This is a genomic window from Campylobacter jejuni (genome assembly GCF_001457695.1).
In the GTDB taxonomy this organism is placed as follows: Bacteria; Campylobacterota; Campylobacteria; order Campylobacterales; family Campylobacteraceae; genus Campylobacter_D; species Campylobacter_D jejuni.
In genome coordinates this window covers 955,352-974,850 of record NZ_LN831025.1, presented here as the reverse complement: position 1 = coordinate 974,850, position 19,499 = coordinate 955,352, and the positions used below count along the sequence as shown (strand labels likewise).

Here is a 19,499-nt window from a genome sequence, read left to right as displayed (position 1 = left end):
ATAATGAGTGAGACTTATGAGATTTATACACCTAATGGATTAACATTAGATGTGGAAAAAGATACCAATAAAATACTCTTTAAAGAAAATGTTAAGCCCACAGGCAACTATACCGAAGAATATTCCAAAGCGGTTTTTAAATCTTATCATATTATGAAAAACTCCCCCTACAAAGACTATAAACCCCAATACCTAGATCCTAACTTTTATACAGGGCAAAGTTCTACTTTACTTGAATTTAAAGAATGGCAAAGTATTTATTTAAAAGATCCTATAAAAGGAGCTATAGCTCCTTGGACTAAAGCAGAAAAAGCTTATTATAAATCTTTAAAAACTAAAAGAGAAAGATATAAATATTTAGCAATAAGAAGTGGATTAAGATCTGTGGTTATAGATATACCCTATGATGCTTATGCTAATGTAGATGAAAAAGGAAATTTAATCAATGAAGAATACGCCTATATTTATGATGAAGTTAACAATAATAAAGAAACCTTAAAATCTTCTCTTTTTAGACAAGAATGGGGTATAGCAGCAGGAATACTAGGAAAACCTGAATATTTTGTGCGTTCTAAAAATCATGGCTTTAATGCCAGAATGATACAATGTTTTATTTTATATATTCAACTCACAGGTGGAGGATATGAAGAATTAGGTATAAAAAGAGGAATTTATAATTATGCCGATAATCTTTTAGAAATAGGTATAGGTATGGCAGGGATACATAAAAATCCTTTAAGGGCTAAATTAGTAAAAGATTTAGCTAAAACTATACAGCCTGATGAATTTGGTATGCTTCCTTTTATAGATGAGATTATAGGAGTAGATTGGGTGATTGATTTAAATAAATATGATTTTGCCTATGATGAAGAAGGCAGGATCATTTGGGCTTTATATAATGATATTGAAAAAGGTAAATTAAAAGATCCAAGAGATATAGATTCTACTCCTGAAAGTAGAAATGAATTTGATGATGCTATGGATGGATACGAAAATGGAATGGTAACAAGATTTGATGTAGATACTCCAAATGATTGGAGTGAACAACAAGCTGCTTTAGATAGAGATACTCTAGTATTAAGCGCCAAACTAGCAGCCTTAACTCCTCCTCAAGGCTATCCTAATGCCCCTTATTATTTTACCCCTGAAAGATTGGAATGGATTTATAAAAGAGGATATTTAGACAAACTCCTTGATCCAAGAATTCCTGCCATATATAGATATAATTTTCCGCAAGAACTTCGAGTTAAGATAAGAGCTTATGCTAAAGAGCATAATATCAAAGAGTAAACCACAAAAGAAAGGAAAAACAATGCAAAAAATACTTCAAATCGATTTAGAAAAAAGAAAAGCTTTAGAGAATTTCAAAAATCTAGCTTTATTAGGATTAGGTGGAACAATGCTTTTAAATTTAAAAGAACAAGCTTTGGATTTTAGTCAAGAATTAACTTATATAAATACTTATGATAAGTATTTAAATTTAAAGCTTGATTCTTTTTATATCCCTTCTACACTTTTATCTTTGCTTCAATTAACTCAAAAAAGCAAAGAAGCTTTTTATATCAATGTTTTAATCAATAGCGATACACATTATAAAAATCCTTTATTACAATATGCTATTACCCAAAAACAAGAACAAGAAAATATCGTTTTTGCTTTAAAAAATAATGAAAATCTTAATGCTTCTTTTGCGAATCTTAATGCTTTAAAATTAGCCTTAGAAGAAAAGAATTTTTATCTTAATTTTATAGACTTAAACAGCAAAGAAAGTCTTTTAAGTTTTTATAATCAAATAATAAGCAATAATCATTTTAGAAATTATTTTTATATAAAAAATAATCAATTTTTTATTAAAAAAGATATAAAAAATAAAATTTTATTTCATAGTATTCACTCTTCTTCTATTATAAGTAATTATCTTAGATTGTTAAATGATTTTAATACTTTGAGTAAGATAGAACTCATAAATATATTAGAAAGTTTAAGTTTATATAATCTTTCAACTTTAATGCAAACTATGCAAAATATACAATCAAAAAATGAATATAACTCAAAAGACTTTGATAAAGATAGTATCTTTTTATCTAATATGATTATGAATGTGAGATTGAAATAAAAAGATAGTAGATTTAGCAGGTGTGATTTGTTAATGAAAATATACATCTTCAATTAATTTGAAAAAATAGCAAGGTTTTAAAAAAGCAATACAAGAGAGAAAATTTAAAGAATTTGGGTAATGCAATTGAATGCAACTGAATTTTAGTAGATATAAATTTAAATAAAATTTATCAAGAAGTTTTTTCTATAAAGACTATGCATTTTTTAAAAAAAAGTATTTTTAAACCAAAGTTTTTCCTATGATAATAAAACCTATTATTTAAGAAATTAAACTTAAAAATGAAAATTTGATTATCAAAGTTCCTAGTGATTTTTCAAAGCTTTAGAAGATATTATAAAACTTACATAGTATAATCAGAAAGCTATTTTTGAAAATATAAAAACTCTTTTTTTAAGATTTTAATATAAATTGCCAAAAAATAACACTTGAGAGTAAAAAACAAATGGTGCCTGAGGTCGGACTCGAACCGACACAAGGTTGCCCTTACCAGATTTTGAGTCTTGACATTAAACTCTTTTATTATTTTTAATAATTATTTTTTCTAGCTCTTTAGATAATTTTTCAACATTTAATGAAATATCTTTGAAAGATTTTTCTAAATTGTTTTCATTTATTCTTACACTTTTACTGCTTCTTAGAATTTTTAAAAGCTTATAAAGAAACTCAAAATATCTAAAATAATAAAGCTATAGATAATCTAGAAGATAAGAAAAAAGACAAAAACTATTTTTTAAAAAAAGGTTAAATGAAAAATACTTCTAAATATCTATAAAATAGCTGTTTGTAAAGGTTTTTGACTTTCCCATCAGTGGGAGAAAAACTGCTCGTGGTGGAAAAAAATTAAAAAGTAGTTTTTCCCAAAATAATTAATAAATTTCATCATATGAATTATAATTTGTGTTTTTATTTGGGAAATTATCATTTTTTGGGAAAAATGTGTTATAATGTATTTTATTTTTTGGGAAAAGGTTAATAATGGCAAAAATAGTTAATTTAGAGAATAGAGATACTAAAAAATTATATAGTAGTGTTCAGGAAAAAATTGATGCTACAACTGGAGAAGTTACTACCGTAATAAGTTCTTTTTTACAAAGAGAAAAAACTAAAGATGATTTTATTAAATTATTTGTTGAAAACATTAGTTTTCTTACTGATAATCTTTCAAATCCTGCTTTAAGGGTTGTTTTGATGATGGTTAAAAATTTAAATTACCAAAATGTCTTTAACTATAATAGCGATTTTGTTCATTATTTCGAAAGTAAAAAGATTTTAGGGAAGTCGAGTGTTTATCGTGCAATAAAAGAACTTGAAGACAAGCAAGTTATTTTTAAAGTAACAGAAGAACAAAGAAAAGAATATGATATCATAGGTTCAAATTCATATATTATGAATCCGCAGATCATAGGCAAAGGTTCTTTTAAAGATCTTAAAAAATTAAGACAAACTGTTGTTAAAACTTTTGATTTTGATAATTTAGAATTTAAACAAGAAATATCAGTTGAGAGTGAATATGAAGGATTTGAACAGGTTAAGAAAAATCCAGATAATTATGTTATTGAGGAAGTCAAACAAATAGCCTCAAATAAGAATACAATAGAAAATCAAGTTATTATTTTTGAAAAAGACAACGATCAAGATTATCCAAAAGAAGAAATAATTGATGTTAAAGTGGATGATAACAAAGAAGAGCAACCTGCTCTTTTTGTTGAAAATAAAAATGAACAAAATGCAAAAGCTTTTATTAATAAATTTGCAGGTATGTTTAATGGAGCTTTTCATCCGAGCAAAACAGTTAAAGAAATGAAAAAAGAATCTTTAGAGAATGATTTAAAAGAGGGTAATATATGAAAAAAGTATTTCTTGATACAAATATTTTTATTGATTTTTTTGATGAAATAAGGGTAAATAATGAGCAAGCTAAGCAATTAATATATTTTTTAATATCAAATGAAATAAAAATCGTATTTTCTGAAGATATGATTTCAACTATTGCCTATTTAATAGACAAAAACAAGCTACCAGCTCTTATGTCTTTTTTTAAAAGCACAATAACAAACCCATATTTTGAAATAGTATCGTTTGGCTCAAGTGTTATTAATATGGCTTGTGATTTTCATTTGCAGAATAAAGGTGATTTTGAAGATTATTTGCAATACTTTTGTGCAGAAAAAGAAAATTGCTGTGCAATTTATACTATGGATAAAAATTTTCCAAATTTAAAAATACCTATAAAAAGATATGGTGATACAAACATATAATAATATTTCATCTATCTCGTGTTAAGATATTTAAAATATTCAGAAATTAGAGGATAATATGAAAAAAAATAAAAACATAGTAGAATATATATTATTTTATATAGATAAAATAATATATATTCAAAAAAATCACTAAATAAGGTAAAATTTCATGAGCTGCTATCGCAGATAAGATTATCTTCCTATAATGATGATATTGTAAAGCATTATGATAATCTTAAACTTGTAGGAAAAATCACTCCAAAAATTGCTACATTAGAAATTATTCTTAGAAATAAATTAGATAATAAATTATCAGAGAAAGATAATGATTGGATAAAAAACTCTAATGATGAAAAGATTAAAAAATCCAAAGAAGAAATTGAGCATAGGGAAAAAAATAGAATTTTATCTCATCATCAATATCTTTCTCGTATGAGCTTAGGAACTATTATTTATCTTATTAAAGAAAATAGAATGCAAGATTCTATAATGGATTTAAAAAATATCAATTTTAGAAATTACAATCAATATAATAGAAATTTCTTTTTAAAAAATGGTAAAAAAAGAAACTTTGGAAATATATATAAAGTGGATATAGTTCTTAGCTTATTACAAAATCTAAGAAATAGAAGTTATCATTGGGAAAATATTTTAAAAACAACAGAAAAAAATGGCAAACATTACCCAAGATTAACAACAAAGATTAAAAACACACATATAGGAGTAGATCCGCAAAAAATAGATTTTTTCTTAAGTGATTTAATTAAAACTTTTAACGAAAAAATTTTGGAATATTGTTAAGATTAAAAAATGGGACACAAGGAGTCCCTCGAATTTAAAAGGTGGGCTACTAGGAAGCCCTTTGAATTTCATTGTAATTATACTGACAAAACATTAAACAAAGTTAAAAGGATATACGATGCCACAAAAAAGAATTTATCTTTATGTTCCATTTAAAGACAAAGAAAAAGTAAAATCATTAGGGGCAATGTGGGATGATAAAGAAAAAAAATGGTTTGCTCCAAAAAGCTTAGATAAAAATATTTTCTCACAATGGCTTTATCCGCACCAAAATAAAGAATTTTCATTTGATGAAAATGAAGTTTTAACTACTTTTAAATCTGCTTTAGAAAATCAAGGTTTAATTATTGAAGGCTTACCTATCATGGATGGCAAAATCCACAGAGTAAAAACAACAACAGATAAAGGCAGAGAAATGAGTGGAGCTTATAGTGGATTTTTAGATGAATACCCTGCTGGTTTTATTCAAAATTTTAAAACAGGTATTAAAGAAAATTGGAAAATGCCTTTAGAAAATGCAAAACAAAACATTGTAAGTTATCAAACTCCTAGTCAAAAAAGATTACATAATTCTACAAGCAATAATACGAAACAAGACATTTTAGAGCTTCAGCAAAAAACAGCATTAAAAATTGAAGAAGAATATAATCAAGCTAATTGGGCTCATTCAAATCATCCTTATTTAAAGAAAAAAGGTTTTAGTGAAAACTTTTATCTTAAGCAGGATAACAAAGGTTCTTTACTTATTCCCTTAAAAGATGAAAATGGCAAATTATGGTCTGTGCAAAGAATATTCCCAAATGGTGATAAAATTATTGGTGTAATTAAAACTAAAGAAGAAAAAGAGCAAGGCATTGAATATTCTGCAAAAAAATCTGGATGTTTTCACCTAATAGGTGCAAAAAACCTAGAATATTGCAAAGAATTTATCATAGCAGAAGGCTTTGCTACTGCTGCAACTATATACAAAGCACTCAATAAGCCTGTAATAATGGGTATAGATGCTGGAAACTTATCAAAAATCGTTGAAACCCTAAAAAACAAATTTCAAAACACTCCTATTACCTTAATAGCCGATAATGATAAAAAAAGAGAATTAAAAGGTCTTTCTAATGTCGGCGTGGAAACTGCAAAAGAAATTCAACAAAAATTTTCAGATATTAAAGTTATTATTCCAAAAATCAGTAATCAAGAAGCAGAACAAGGAATAAGTGATTTCAATGACATTTTTTTAAATAAAGGGCTTGATGAAGTCAAAAAACAATTAAATTTTATTGATTTTCATAATAAGCTTAATACCTTTGAAAATCCTACAAAAACAATATCTCAAAAAGATATAACAAGATAATTCATCATATTAAAATAAAAAATAATTATTTCTTATAATTATTTTGTGAAATATTATATAATAATATTATTATTTAAAATTAATTTTATTATATATTAATAAATATTAGTATATTATAGTTACTATAAATATATATAAAATTATAGAAAAAAAGAACTTTTATGCAAAATTTAATTAAACTAGTTTATTAAATATAGTTACTGCTTGTGTTTTTTCTGCTTGCTCTTCAGAGCCAAAAAAGTATGTAATACTATGAAGATCCAAAAAATGCTACAGAGTTAGAATCTAAAATCAAAGAATGTGCAAATGCTTCAAGTTATTCTAAATCATTTAATTACAAACCACAAGTAAGTACAAAAGAACTTATGGAACAAGTAGAGAAAATATAAATGAATGATCTTTTTCAAACCCTGGGTGAAAGCATAAAGCAAATCGACTTCCACCCACGCTTTCTTAGGACTTACCAAAGGCAAAAGTCCTGATGAGCTTGATAAAGCAGATGAAACATTAAGACAAGAATATCTTAAAAACAAAGAATTTAAATTAATTAAAAGTATTAAGTAGATTGGTTATAATAAAACAATTTATCTATATTAGGAGTAAATTTGCAAATTCCTATTTATTCTAAACTCAAAGAAAAACTAGAAAGCAAAGGAATAGACAATATATCAAGTGGGCAAATTGCTTGGTTTGTGTGTAGTGTAGGGATTTTTATCATTCCTATGGTATATTTTTATATCAGTAACAATTATGATCAATTCACTATTTTATTTATTATGTTATTTATTTTTATATTGAATATGCTTTATATTAAAAATTTTTTTGCATTATTGTTGCTTGTGATATTAATATTTATATATATGAAATATCATGAGTTTATCTATAATTTTAAAATTTTATTTTTTATTTTTGCACCTGTAATTTTTATCTTTTTAAGAGCTTGGAGAATTTTAATAACTTTTTTATGTGGATATATTTTTTTAGTGGCTATGGTATATATATTTGAGTTATTAGGAGGATTTTATAAATGAAATATTATGTTACGATTTATATTGATCCATTGGTAGAATGTTTTTTGGATTTTAAAAATCAGTGTTACTGGCAAAGAGAAGATTTCACCCACGCTTTCTTAGGACTTACCAAAGGCAAAAGTCCTGATGAGCTTGATAAAGCAGATGAAACATTAAGACAAGAATATCTTAAAAACAAAGAATGGGACAAGATAGATCAAAAATGGTATGAAGCTAAAGAACCTAATGAATTCAATGATGGTTTTTGGGGTTTTGGAACTGGAATTGCTAATGTTGCAGAATCTCTTATAGGATCTCCTGGCAAAGTATTTAACAATAACCAATATGTATTAGATAGCAATATTGATAAAAATTGTTATATTATTAAAAAACTAAGAAGCCCCCAAGCTTTCAAACCCTCTAATCGTTGCACTTTAGAACTTTCTAAAGAACAATATGAAATCCTACTTGCAAATATTAAAAATGATTTTAATACTACAAAAGAAATTACACCTAATAGCAAAGAACCAATCAATGAAGAATTTACCTATAAGCTTCTTGAAAACAACTGCGTTACTTGGGTTATTCAAAAACTTTCTGATATAGGAATAGAGCTTATTGATGATGAATATAAAGTGCCTGGAAATTTGATAGATATCTTTGGCTTGATCAAATCTCTTCACTCTATCTTTTTGAAATTTCAAAACATTGATGATAATTTACAAAGTGTAAAAGGTGCAAGAGCTTTTATTACTTGGACTAGATCTATGCTAGATAATAATTATATATGTTATGTAAATCAGGAAAATTTAGAAAAGAAAATACAAACTTTTTGTAAAAAAGATATAGAAAATCAAAGATATTATGAAAGTATTAAAAAATTTTATGATAAAGCCTCCCAACTTAAAAGTATATATAATAAATTAGATTTTTGTTTGGAATCTATCACTAAAAAATTTAATACAAGCATAAAAGGCGATTTTGAATTGATTTATTTCGATAGAAAAGATAGACAAATTAAACTTTTAAAAGCAGATAATGATTATGAAGCTATTGCGATACAAGATTTAGATTTGAGTCAAAAATATAATAATTTTAGTGTGAGTAAGTTTTATCCTTTTATTTTTATACCTAAAGATGAAATGCTTTCAAGAATGCTTTATCATAAATATGATTATGGTAATATCTCACAAGAATATCAAAAAGATAGAAATGAATTTTATTTTAATGTTTTAGCAGGAGAAAAAAGCGATAAATACTGGAGTTTAAGTTATCATAAAATGACTAAAAATTTAAGGAAAATTCATGCCTCTTGAAAAAGTAAAAGAAACAATTTTTGCTTATGATAAAGAAGTGATTGATTGTGAAGTCTTAAGGGCTAAAAATGTTGATTTAACTCATTCTAAAATTTATTTTCAAGGTATACTCCTTACAGGCTCAAATGAACTTCCTAATAATCCTTTTTACTTTGGAGAATTAGATCAAGATAATACTATAAAACAAGATACACCTAGTTATTATTTTTCTCCTAAAGATGAAAGCAGTGGCAAAGGAAGACTTAGCATCTTTTATAAAAATGATGAACTTTGCTTGCTTAATTATTCTATTATAGAAAATTCTTTAAATATCAAATTAGAATGTTTAAGCAAACAAAGCTTAGAGTATAAAGACTTAATTTCAAACACTTTAAAAGAACAAAAAACCACACAAGTAGATAAAAAACAAGCTATAGCTAAACTTCATGCTCTTTTAGAAAATCAAAACCTAGAATGTATCCATGGAGGTAAAGTCATACTTAAATCAAACAAAGGAAAAACTTTTAAAGATGATGGTGTGCCTATAATGCTAGAAAGTGATTTATTAAACTCTAGTATAGTAGCTTGTCCTAATACTATAGCAGGTGTAAGTGTTCCTTGTACTAAAGTTGTTAATGTAAAAGGATCCTTATCTCAAAAGAAAGTCAATAATGAATATGTAATCTTACAAGAACTCATCTCAGCTTGTAAAACAGATAAAGGCTTTGCTTTAAAAGTAAGCTTTACTCCTACTAAGTTTAAATTTGATCACAGCTTTGATCCTAAAGAGGGCTTAGGAGAACAAAGTAAAAATCAAATAGAGTTAAAAGAGCCTATAATAAGACTTCATTATAAAAGTGATAGATTTCAAAAAGATAATTTACTTATCTATAATCTTTTAATCAATAATGAAAAAAAAGAACAAGATAAGGCTTTAAATGAATTTAATATAGATTTAAAAGATTTAAAAGATTTAAAAGATATAGAGGATATAAATATTCTTAATCAATTCAAACAAGACTTTAGTAAAGATTATGAATTTAAAGAATTAAATCTTAGCTTTGATACTAATTTAATCAAACTTTATTTTATTATCCCAAAAAACATTGCTAAAGCTTATAAAAGTGCTTATAAGGAATTTGAAAATAAAGATTTAGGAGCAGGGTATTTTACACAGCTACATGAGTATGATAAAATCATCAAAAATGCTTTAGAAGATAATAAAGAATTAAATGAATATCATTTTAGTTTTTTAGCTCCTGCAAAAATGCAAAATTTAAAACTTCAAATCGCACAAGGACTAGATGAAATCTTAGAAGATGAAGATAGAAAACAAGAGCTTTATGTTTGTAAATTTGTGGTGGTAAATGGGGTTAAAATATGAAAATAAAAAATTTTACTTTAATTGCATCAAATCATAATTTAGAAATCGAGTTAAAAAATCTTACCAAAAATGCTAATAAAATTATTTTTATATGCAGTGATTTTGATGGATATAAAGAAGCTAAGAATTCTTTGTATAAGACACTACATACTATTGAAGATAATTTTAAAATTGATAATACAAAAACTTTTAAAATCATACATTTAAATCAAGCCAATAAAGACGAAATCACAAAAGAACAAAAATTTAGCTCTGATAAAAATTTATCTAGCATTAAAAAAATTATCTTTAATAATTTAAAATTTTTAAATAATGCAATTAATCAAAATGAAAATAAAACGCTCAATAAAATTATTGATGAAAACAATGTAGAAAATATTGAAAATTTTTTAAAAGAAATTCAAAAAGAATTAAATATATTATTAAAAAATATCAAAGAATCTAACTATTTTGAGCAAGAAATTAAACCAAAGATACAACTTACCCTAGATACACTTTTTAATACACTTTTAAAAAATATTACTCAATCTAATGATGATGAATATAAGCAAATTATTAGAGCTATAGCAAAATTTTTTATCAATATATTAGATTCTGTAACCAATCTTAAAAAACCTGTCTCTTTAGTCAAAAAAAAATCCTTATGTTTTTGTTGTAAATACATTATTTGAAGCTTATAATTCTTCTGCTGAGTATCAAGAGTATAAGGAACAAAAATATTACTATGATTTTGCTTATCCACTTTTAGAGCTTATTACTAGTAAGCTTTATCCTATTATCGCTTTGTGCAATGAAGAAATTTTATCTGATGTATTGATTATAGATGATAAAGTATTATTAGATTTTTCATCTTATTCTAATGTACCTTCTATTAGTCTTTATAAAAATAGTTTTTATAAAGTTATTTTAGATGAAGAATTTCAAGGTATTTTTGATAATTTTTTAGAAAATAATCTAAAATTTGAAAATGAAAAGTTAGATAATACACTTTTAGTGAATTCTAGTTTAAATAATTTTGATACAACATTAAAAAAAGCAATCAATTTAAATATCTCTAAACTCAATCATTTCTTTTATGCAGAATATCCTGATTTAAATTCTTCCATGCTAGTAGAAATGATACTAGATAAAAAAAATACTGATCAAATCAATACAACCAAAATGGGTAAAAATTATTTGCTTATTACTAATCCACCACAGCTTAACAATGCAGGACTTTGTGAGGACTTGTATCAAAAAAAATTAGGAGCAATAATAAAAAATCGCCCAAAAGCTCTTACAAAAAATGAAAAACTTGGGTTAAAAGAGCAATTTCCTAGTAAAAGAGATTATGGCTCTTATTTTATAGAAAGAGATGTTAAAAAGGAAGATGATTTTGTGTTGCAACTTTGTCCTTTTGTGAAACTTGATGGACAGATTTATCAAAAATAAAAGAGTATTTTAATTTTTATAATCAAACATATTCTTGGGTCAAACTTTATTTATTAGAATATATAAACGAACGATTAGAATATGAAAAAGTTAAGCAAGATTTTGCTTATATTGATAGCTTTTTTAAATTGCCTAAAGAACTGGAAGAAATTAGCGAAAAAGAAAAAGAAAAAGTAAAAGAATATGTCGAGCTTTTTAATGATTATTTAGACAATATCAATTCTTGCTATGATCAAATACAATTTTTTCTTGAGTTAGATTCATCAATATCCAAAACATATGAAAATGTAGATTTTAGGAAATACTCACCTTTAACGGTTGTTTTATTGACTTTAACTTTGTATGTTTTACAAAAAGACTTAGCTTTTACGCAAGAATATTCTCTTGGTGTTAAAAATATTGTAATTCCAAATCCAGATTATGGCGATAAAGAAATTTCACTTAATTACCAAAGGATTAAAATACCAAATTATTTTAATGAGTATATCTTATTTATCCCTGATGATATTTATTTTTATGATAATGATAAAAAAATTTATATCTTTTTATCTAAAGAATTAAATAAAAATAAAAAAGAAGATGAAGTTATTTATTTAGATGAATTAGCCAAAGCTATGTTTGAAAATGATTTCGAAGAAGAAGATCAAACTTATGTAAATTTTTTAAAAACCTTAAATGAAAGCTTTGATGAGGAGATTGAATTTGAAGAAAATATACAAACAGACAAAACTCTTCCTTCAAAAAAAGATTCAGATAAAAGTATTCAAGAAATTATGCTTGATAATGAACTTGCAAAATTATCTATAGATATTACTTTTTTTAATATTATTAAGCAACTTTTTCCTTTTACAGAATTTTTTATGAGTCAGCCTGATTTTTTTAAAAAAATGATTTTATTTTTTATAAATTCAAGCTTAGATAAAAAGTATTATGGTAATAAATTATTTTCTAGTTTTAAAGCACATTTTTTTAAAGAACTAGGGATATTTTATGCGCTTAGCCCTAAGGGGCGTTTTATAAAAATTAATCCAAAAAGTAAAAAATCACTCAATAAGCTTTTTTTATATCAAATAGGAACAAATTATTATTATTTTAATCAATTAGAATATGCAAGTGAATTAAAAAAGTCAAAGAGTTTTTCAAGATTGGATAAAGCTAAGCAAATTCATTTGATATCAAAAGTAAAAAAACAATTAGCTATTGATTTTTCTATTAAAATGAGTAAAGACTTGAGCGTGGATATATTAAAAAATTTAGTAGGATCTTTTATTGATACACTTTTGCCTACAAATTATGAAAGATTGAAAATTTTATATGAAAAACTAATGTATGAAAAATTTACTTACAATTATGATTTTCCTTTAGCTGTAAAAAAAGAAGAATACTTAACCTATCCTTTATTGATAAATTCTAGATTTATGAGTTTTGATTTATCTGAGTTTATTTTTGGTTCTTTATTATGCACGGGTGGGCTTAATTATTATCCTAGTATTGCTTGTGCTACAACTTCAAGTGAAGCTAGGGAATTTGCCTTAAAAAGACTTTTATCTTATATTATTTTAGATGAAAAAAGAAGTGCTTTTATGGAAGATAAAATCAATGAAGGCAAATATATCTTAAATGATATGGAATTTTTTGAAAAAAACAATATAGAACTTAGAAATTGTAATATATATAAGCTAGAGCATTTTCAAAGAAAAGAAGAGTATAAAATACAACACCCAGTGATAAAACAACACCCTATCTTAGCTTATAATGATACTATACAAATTTTATATGAATATGCAAATGGGATTTATAATACCACTCAAGATGAAAGAGGTAAGTTCATAGAAGATAGGCAAAAGGCAAGAAGATTGATGGAAAATTTAGAAGCCATAGGACAACATAATTTAGAAGTGATGTATAAGGGGATAAAAAGAAAAAAGAAAAAAGATGAAAGTAAAAATGAAGATGGTGTGGAAGAAAGTGATGATATTGGTAAAATACAAGATTATTCTAATAAATTCATAGGCAGACTAGCTACAACTATAATCATGGAAGATGGTTTATATATAGGATGAAAGGATAAAAATGAGTGAAACTTACGAGATTTATACACCTAATGGACTTATATTAGATGTAGAAAAAACAAATAAAATTTTATTATATGATGGGGGAGCTAAGGTAGGCAAATACACCCAAGAATATTCCAAAGCTTTGTTTGAAGCACACAATATCAAACAAAACTCCCCTTACAAAGACTATCAACCCAGATATTTAGATCCTAATCTTTACACAGGGCAAAGTTCTACTTTGCTTGAATTTAAAGATTGGCAAAGCATATATTTAAAAGATCCTATCAAAGGAAGCATAGCTCCTTGGACTAAAGCAGAAAAAGCTTATTATAAATCTTTAAAAACTAAAAAAGAAAGATATAAATATTTAGTTATAAGAAGTGGTATAAGAAGTGTTGTTATAGATATACCTTATGAAGCTATAGGAGCTGTAGATGAAAAAGGAAATGTAGATCCTAAATATGAAAAATTATATAAAATAGTAGATGATAATAAACATAATCTAAGATCAAGTTTATTTCATAATGAATGGGGTATGGCAGCAGGAATATTAGGTGATTATAAATACCTAGCTAATGATATGTTTCAAAATGGTTTTAATGCAAGATTTATCCAAGCTACTATACTTTATATACAATTAAGTGGAGGAAGTAGTATATTAGATAAACCTAATTTATTAGGTGCTATTTATGGTTATGCAGATATTGCTGTAGGAAGTGGTTTAGTAGGAGTGCATAAAAATCCTTTAAGAGAACAAGAGATTAAAACCTTAGCTAAGACTTTAAAACCTGATGAATTTGGTATGCTTCCTTTTATAGATGAGATTATGGGAGTAGATTGGGTGATTGATTATAATAAATATAGAATTGCTCGCGATGAATCTGGGGATATATATAAAGCCTTAAGAAGTGATATAGTTGAGGGTAAAATAAAAGATCCAAGGGATATAGATTCTACTTATGAAAGCAGAAGAGAATTTGATCGTTATATGGATGGGTATTCTAATGGTATGATTAATGCTTATGGTTATGATATTCCAAATGATCGGAGTGAAGAAAGTGCACAACTTTTTAATGATACTTTAATATTACATGCCAAACTAGCAGCCTTAACTCCTCCTCAAGGCTATCCTAATGCCCCTTATTATTTTACCCCTGAAAGATTGGAATGGATTTATAAAAGAGGATATTTAGACAAACTCCTTGATCCAAGAATTCCTGCCATATATAGATATAATTTTCCGCAAGAACTTCGAGTTAAGATAAGAGCTTATGCTAAAGAGCATAATATCAAAGAGTAAACCACAAAAGAAAGGAAAAACAATGCAAAAAATACTTCAAATCGATTTAGAAAAAAGAAAAGCTTTAGAGAATTTCAAAAATCTAGCTTTATTAGGATTAGGTGGAACAATGCTTTTAAATTTAAAAGAACAAGCTTTGGATTTTAGTCAAGAATTAACTTATATAAATACTTATGATAAGTATTTAAATTTAAAGCTTGATTCTTTTTATATCCCTTCTACACTTTTATCTTTGCTTCAATTAACTCAAAAAAGCAAAGAAGCTTTTTATATCAATGTTTTAATCAATAGCGATACACATTATAAAAATCCTTTATTACAATATGCTATTACCCAAAAACAAGAACAAGAAAATATCGTTTTTGCTTTAAAAAATAATGAAAATCTTAATGCTTCTTTTGCGAATCTTAATGCTTTAAAATTAGCCTTAGAAGAAAAGAATTTTTATCTTAATTTTATAGACTTAAACAGCAAAGAAAGTCTTTTAAGTTTTTATAATCAAATAATAAGCAATAATCATTTTAGAAGTTATTTTTATATAAAAAATAATCAATTTTTTATTAAAAAAGATATAAAAAATAAAATTTTATTTCATAGTATTCACTCTTCTTCTATTATAAGTAATTATCTTAGATTGTTAAATGATTTTAATACTTTGAGTAAGATAGAACTCATAAATATATTAGAAAGTTTAAGTTTATATAATCTTTCAACTTTAATGCAAACTATGCAAAATATACAATCAAAAAATGAATATAACTCAAAAGACTTTGATAAAGATAGTATCTTTTTATCTAATATGATTATGAATGTGAGATTGAAATAAAAAGATAGTAGATTTGGTAAATTTAAATCTTGTTAAGTTTATTATTTAGTTCAAATAAAAATATAAAAAAATATAGAAATTCAATAGAAAGAAGAGAAGCTTAGTTAAAAGTTTGTTCGGTGTAAGCCAAAGGGAAATTATAGCTTCCCTTTAAAAGGGGAAATCAAGTATTAATAACACTTGACAACTATTATACATAATAGTATAATAATTACTATAATTTTATTGGACAATTTAATCACCTCCCTTCTGGGCGGTAAATTAACACTAAAGGGTTGCAGCCTTGTGGCAAAACCCTTAATGCAATTATACCAAACAAATTCTTTGACTTCTTAATATATTTTATTTATGATTGAATCTTATCTTTTAGCATAAGCAAGAAAAATATAAATTAAAAAAGAAAATAAATCAATAGAAAGGAAGATAGGGTTTAGTTAAAAGTTTGTTTAGTGTAAGCCAAAGGGATTATCCTAAACCCTGCAAAAGCAGGGGATACTCAATAAGCCTTGACATAGCAAAGCATTAAGAGTATAATTATAAGGATAATTTTTGTTAGCATTAAGCTCACCTCCCTTCTGGGCGGTAAATTAACGCTAAAGGGTTGCAGCCCTTTGGCGTTGCACCCTTTTATAATTATACCAAATAAACTCTTTAACTTCTTAAAACAGTCCATGAAAAGATTTTACTTTTTATTCTTTAGCACTTTGTTTTTTACACCTTCATTTTTATTTGGTGCTACAAACATAGCTAATAGCAATCTAATTTATACTTGGGGTTATGGCGATGTGATGAATGAAATCATGCAAGCGGTTAAAGGAATAACCACTGAAACAGATTATATCGTTAATGCAGCCTTAGCTATTTCATTATTACTTTTTAGTATTAAAAAAGCAATGGATGGACAAACAAACCCTGTGTTTGAATTTGGAAAAATGTTTGTACTTTTTGCTGTAGTCTGGTACATGTTTTTAAAAGCACCAAATGACAATAATCACCGCTTCATGATTTACGATGAAGTCACTAGTAAAGATTATGTCATTTCTCAAATTCCTATAGGCATAGGAAAAAGCTTTGCATTAATGACACAATTTGAGAAGGTTATCCTAGAAGCTATGGAAAAACATTTTTCAACTCCACAATCTACAAATTTTTCTAACGCAGGTTTAGGTTTTTCACTTTAAGTGATGAGTACTTTGCCAAGCGTAAAGCTTTCGGCTATTGATGCAACTTTGCAAAAAAATATTGATTTTTACTTTAGAAACTGCGTTTCAGTAGGTATCTTGCTTAATCAACAAGGTAGAAATCTTTTTCAAAACTCTGATAATTTAATGCAAGATCTTTTCACAAACATAGGCAATGGCTCTCAGCTTACTCCTTTGTTTAAAAATAACAATAATATTGAAGAACAAAGTGTTGTGCCTTGTTCTGATGCAGGTCCTCAAATCGTTGAAATGATTAAAAAAGATACAGATGAAGCTATGAAGATTCATGCTGCTTTGCTTGGTATGGTAGATGATATGGCAAATTATGAGCAAAAGTTCTTAGGCGCTGCACAAATCTATAATGAACAAGCTGTAAGTGCTAGATCTTATTTACAGCAATCCATGATAATGCTTGCTTCTCAAGATGCAATCATTAATACCGCTAAATCAGTAGGATTAAATCCTGCTTCTGTGGCTGCAAATACTGCTTATGCGGATCAGCAATTTTATGCAAGTATGCAAGCACAAGGACACATGGCACAAACTTATTTGCCTTTAGCTAAAGCTTATTTAACAGCTATTATTATAGGTTTATCTTGGCTTGTTGCTTTGCTTTCTATTGTATTTGGCTCTTACGCTCATATTAAGATGTTTTTTACTCTATGTATTTGGATAGTGCTTTGGACTCCTATACTTTGTATTATTAATTATCTAAATGATTTTAATCTTATGAATGTTGCACAAGTAATAACAGGTGGAAAAGCAGCTTTAAGCTTAGGAGATAATATGCTTATATTTAAAGAAGTAGCAAATAGATCAAATTTCATGAATTATCTTGTAATGAGTACTCCTGTTTTAGCTTATGCTATAGCTAAAGCAAGTGAACAAGGATTTGTAACTTTTGCTTCTGGATTATCTCAAGCTCTAGCAGGTGCTTCAAGAGCTGCTGGAAGCTTTGCAAATCAGCAAGCCTTATCTACACAAACTAGCATTGCTGCTCCTAGAGGAGATGAAGTTTGGGCTGTGGGTGCAGGTTATAATACTCTTCAATCTTCGTTTGGTGTTAGCGGTAGAAGTTTTATGGGAACAAGAGATATGCAACATGGTGGCGAATTAGTTAAAGATAATATGACAGGAAGTTCAGCTGTAATCAATGCTAATGGTTCTATAGGTAATGCTTCTATTAAAGGTTTAAATGCGGGTATGACTGCAAGCAATTTAGAAACAAGAGCACACGCTCTAAGTGATGTGATTCAAAATTCTAACCTATCTCAAAGAGCTTTAGAAGTTGCTAGTGGAAAAGGAGATAGCTTAGCCTTATCAGAAAATGATAGAAGTGCTATTACTAATGCAACGCAACATGCTTTAGCTAATGCTTATTCTAAAGCAACAGGTGTGGATGTAAAACAAGCTTATAATGATATTATAAGTGGAAAAGTTGGAATTAGTTTCGGTGTTAGTGGGGAACTATCTACAAATTCTCAAGAATCTGAAGCTTGGTATCAAAATCTAAGCAAAGATCAAAAAGAAACATTTAATAAAACCTTTAACGAAAGTCTTTCTAATGAAATTGGCAAAAATAGAGATGCAAGTGCTTCATTTAACAATCTTCTTAAAACAGGAAATGTTACAAATTCTGCTAGTATTAAAAGTTCTATGGATAGCTATAATGAAGCTAAAACACTTAATAATTCAGTGGGTTATGATGGTGGCTCATCTATCGTTCAAGGCTATATCAATGAAAATTATGGTGGCGTAGTTAGTAAAGAAAATGTGGCTTCTGCTGTGAATGCTGTTGAAAATATGGCTGCAAGAGGGGATATGCAAGGATTATCACATTACGCAGGAGTAGATTCTAATGTCAATTCAAATGGATTGTTTGGACAATCAAAACACAATTATCATGATCCAAGAGGTGTTATGACTGATCACAATAAAGCCATAGATGATTTAAATTCAAGACAAAAAGGCTTTATGGCAACAAGAAATGCCCCTAATGATGTTAAATCAGAAGGATTAGCAGGTGGAATTCAAAAAGCAGCAAATGCAGCTGAATTTAAAACAGGAACTGCTATAGAAGAAAGAAATGAAAAAATCAATGATGCTTATAAATAATAATGCACCGAGTCTAGTTTTAACTAGGCTTAGTGGCGATTAGTAGTATAGTATATATTTCCTATCATAAAGCTATATTTTGGATCATTAATATAATCACTTTCAAAAATTGACGAGCGTGATCTTAATGAGTCATCAGTATCTTCAAAATTCTCTTTTAAAAACTTCTTGATTTTCAATAATGTATTTTTAGAAAACAATTTGCTTAACCTATCTCTGATTAAATACAAAAGACAACAAGTTATTAAAACACTAACAATAGATGCAAGTACTGCTAAATAAATAATTAAGTGCGCTTTATCCATCTTTATTCCTTTCAATTATAACTTATTCATATTTTTAATAAAATTATACCATATTTTAATAAATTT

Annotated in this window: 11 protein-coding genes and 2 pseudogenes; 12 read left to right on the top strand and 1 reads right to left on the bottom strand. The window is 26.6% G+C overall.

The features are described 5' to 3' along the window. Nucleotides 1-3 precede the first annotated feature (3 nt). The 12 genes and pseudogenes from AT682_RS05040 to AT682_RS04980 all read left to right on the top strand — a co-directional run bounded on the left by AT682_RS05040 (nucleotide 4) and on the right by AT682_RS04980 (nucleotide 19,128). Nucleotides 4-1,290, top strand: a complete 1,287-nt coding sequence (locus AT682_RS05040) for a hypothetical protein (protein WP_058207853.1) — start codon at nucleotides 4-6, stop codon at nucleotides 1,288-1,290. A 22-nt stretch (nucleotides 1,291-1,312) separates the two neighbouring features. Then, nucleotides 1,313-2,116 carry a hypothetical protein gene (locus tag AT682_RS05035; protein ID WP_052854253.1) on the top strand — a complete coding sequence of 268 codons (804 nt, stop codon included), beginning with the start codon at nucleotides 1,313-1,315 and terminating at the stop codon, nucleotides 2,114-2,116. A 978-nt stretch (nucleotides 2,117-3,094) separates the two neighbouring features. Beyond that, nucleotides 3,095-3,967 carry a replication/maintenance protein RepL gene (locus AT682_RS05030; RefSeq protein WP_002883458.1) on the top strand — a complete coding sequence of 291 codons (873 nt, stop codon included), beginning with the start codon at nucleotides 3,095-3,097 and terminating at the stop codon, nucleotides 3,965-3,967. Then, on the top strand, nucleotides 3,964-4,377 hold the full coding sequence (locus AT682_RS05025) for a type II toxin-antitoxin system VapC family toxin (RefSeq protein WP_002883459.1): 414 nt from the start codon (nucleotides 3,964-3,966) through the stop codon (nucleotides 4,375-4,377). The genes AT682_RS05030 and AT682_RS05025 overlap by 4 nt, the downstream gene beginning before the upstream one ends. A 114-nt stretch (nucleotides 4,378-4,491) precedes the next feature. After that, nucleotides 4,492-5,160 (top strand): hypothetical protein, encoded by a 669-nt coding sequence (locus tag AT682_RS10015; RefSeq protein WP_050552837.1) that lies wholly within the window; start codon nucleotides 4,492-4,494, stop codon nucleotides 5,158-5,160. Between the two features lie 118 nt (nucleotides 5,161-5,278). After that, nucleotides 5,279-6,508: a DUF5710 domain-containing protein gene (locus AT682_RS05015; protein ID WP_002883461.1), complete on the top strand. Its 1,230-nt coding sequence runs from the start codon at nucleotides 5,279-5,281 to the stop codon at nucleotides 6,506-6,508. A 1,027-nt stretch (nucleotides 6,509-7,535) separates the two neighbouring features. Then, entirely contained in the window at nucleotides 7,536-8,834 is a 1,299-nt protein-coding gene (locus AT682_RS09850; RefSeq protein ID WP_002868010.1) for a hypothetical protein, read from the top strand. Beyond that, nucleotides 8,824-10,197, top strand: coding sequence for a hypothetical protein (locus AT682_RS05000; RefSeq protein WP_079754349.1), 1,374 nt, complete (start codon nucleotides 8,824-8,826; stop codon nucleotides 10,195-10,197). Before AT682_RS09850 ends, AT682_RS05000 begins: the two co-directional genes overlap by 11 nt. Continuing rightward, a pseudogene (locus tag AT682_RS10010) lies at nucleotides 10,194-13,691 on the top strand (hypothetical protein). Before AT682_RS05000 ends, AT682_RS10010 begins: the two are co-directional and overlap by 4 nt. A 10-nt stretch (nucleotides 13,692-13,701) precedes the next feature. After that, on the top strand, nucleotides 13,702-14,985 hold the full coding sequence (locus AT682_RS04990) for a hypothetical protein (RefSeq protein WP_058207852.1): 1,284 nt from the start codon (nucleotides 13,702-13,704) through the stop codon (nucleotides 14,983-14,985). 22 nt (nucleotides 14,986-15,007) lie between these two features. Continuing rightward, a complete protein-coding gene (locus AT682_RS04985; RefSeq protein WP_002883137.1) occupies nucleotides 15,008-15,811 on the top strand; it encodes a hypothetical protein in 804 nt (267 codons plus the stop codon). A gap of 671 nt (nucleotides 15,812-16,482) precedes the next feature. Next, a pseudogene (locus AT682_RS04980) lies at nucleotides 16,483-19,128 on the top strand (conjugal transfer protein TraG N-terminal domain-containing protein). Nucleotides 19,129-19,157: 29 nt separating this feature from the next. Here the strand turns inward: AT682_RS04980 and AT682_RS04975 are convergent. Continuing rightward, nucleotides 19,158-19,433 carry a hypothetical protein gene (locus AT682_RS04975; RefSeq protein ID WP_002883305.1) on the bottom strand — a complete coding sequence of 92 codons (276 nt, stop codon included), beginning with the start codon at nucleotides 19,431-19,433 and terminating at the stop codon, nucleotides 19,158-19,160. Nucleotides 19,434-19,499 lie beyond the last annotated feature (66 nt).

Excerpts from the sequence above, each read along its gene's own strand:
- AT682_RS05040 (WP_058207853.1), top strand. The coding sequence starts at position 4 with ATGAGTGAGACTTATGAGATTTATACACCTAATGGATTAACATTAGAT.
- AT682_RS05035 (WP_052854253.1), top strand. The coding sequence starts at position 1,313 with ATGCAAAAAATACTTCAAATCGATTTAGAAAAAAGAAAAGCTTTAGAG.
- AT682_RS05030 (WP_002883458.1), top strand. The coding sequence starts at position 3,095 with ATGGCAAAAATAGTTAATTTAGAGAATAGAGATACTAAAAAATTATAT.
- AT682_RS05025 (WP_002883459.1), top strand. The coding sequence starts at position 3,964 with ATGAAAAAAGTATTTCTTGATACAAATATTTTTATTGATTTTTTTGAT.
- AT682_RS05015 (WP_002883461.1), top strand. The coding sequence starts at position 5,279 with ATGCCACAAAAAAGAATTTATCTTTATGTTCCATTTAAAGACAAAGAA.
- AT682_RS09850 (WP_002868010.1), top strand. The coding sequence starts at position 7,536 with ATGAAATATTATGTTACGATTTATATTGATCCATTGGTAGAATGTTTT.
- AT682_RS05000 (WP_079754349.1), top strand. The coding sequence starts at position 8,824 with ATGCCTCTTGAAAAAGTAAAAGAAACAATTTTTGCTTATGATAAAGAA.
- AT682_RS04990 (WP_058207852.1), top strand. The coding sequence starts at position 13,702 with ATGAGTGAAACTTACGAGATTTATACACCTAATGGACTTATATTAGAT.
- AT682_RS04985 (WP_002883137.1), top strand. The coding sequence starts at position 15,008 with ATGCAAAAAATACTTCAAATCGATTTAGAAAAAAGAAAAGCTTTAGAG.
- AT682_RS04975 (WP_002883305.1), bottom strand. The coding sequence starts at position 19,433 with ATGGATAAAGCGCACTTAATTATTTATTTAGCAGTACTTGCATCTATT.